Source organism: Bartonella sp. MU70NMGDW, assembly GCF_042194085.1.
Lineage (GTDB): Bacteria > Pseudomonadota > Alphaproteobacteria > Rhizobiales > Rhizobiaceae > Bartonella > Bartonella grahamii.
In genome coordinates this window covers 1-847 of the sequence record NZ_JBHIMK010000502.1, presented here as the reverse complement: position 1 = coordinate 847, position 847 = coordinate 1, and the positions used below count along the sequence as shown (strand labels likewise).

Annotated in this window: 1 protein-coding gene and 1 pseudogene; both read left to right on the top strand. The window is 41.6% G+C overall.

Annotated elements, in window-relative coordinates; translation table 11 throughout:
* A pseudogene (locus ACFIKE_RS11840) lies at positions 1–636 on the top strand (phage tail protein); the annotation flags it as partial.
* 5 nt (positions 637–641) lie between these two features.
* Positions 642–847 (top strand): phage tail protein (locus ACFIKE_RS11835; protein WP_375650142.1); only part of this gene is annotated, 206 nt, incomplete at its 3' end.

Sequence of the window (847 nt, the reverse complement as noted above, 5' to 3'; positions counted from 1 at the left end):
TTTGCGAGCTTATGTAGTAACGTTTTCAATAACCTCTTGACGCTCTTTAAAAACTTTTCACCGCTCTCTTGGATTTCGAAAAAAATCAATGCATTGATTGAGTGGCTGTTTGGTGTCAATTTAATGGACGCAGGTGCTAATCTCATTGGTAGCTTGTGGGACGGCATTAAAAGCCAATGGAATGCTTTGTCTGATTGGTTCGGAAGCCAGATTAATAAATTAACCAGCTGGATGCCCGGCTGGGGAGGAAAAAAGTCAGAATTTAAGGCTACAATCAATAAAACTTCAACCCAAACTCTGAAAACCTTTACCGATGAAACCAATGCAAGCGCAAAAAGAATGGTTGATACAGCAGTTGTACCCAATACCTCATCTGGAAAAAGCAAGAGTGATTTTACAGGTACAGTAGAAACAGGACACATAGACGCTGCAAACGCAAAGGTTGAAGCATTCAAGTTTCCTGAACCCATTATGGTTCATAAGCCAACAGAAGTGAATACTCCCATAACCATTACAAATTTAAATATTTCAGGAGGCAATGGCTCTCCACAAGACATCTGTTCTGCAGTCAATCAAGCACTTGAACGCCATGCCAAGCAGCAACGTTTAGCCATAACCTCCAGCCTTTCGGATTAAACATCATGATGCTAGCTTTAGGCGGTTTTATTTTTTCCATTGAAACAGCAGCTTATCAAACCCTCGATATGTCTTATGGTGTTCCATGGGTGGAGCAAGGGCGATTGGGGCGAAAATCTGCTCTTCAATTGCCAGCTGTTGCAAATGCGGAATTTTCTTTAGCAGGCGTGATTTATCCAGATTTCAAAGGTGGTCACGGACAAATCGAATA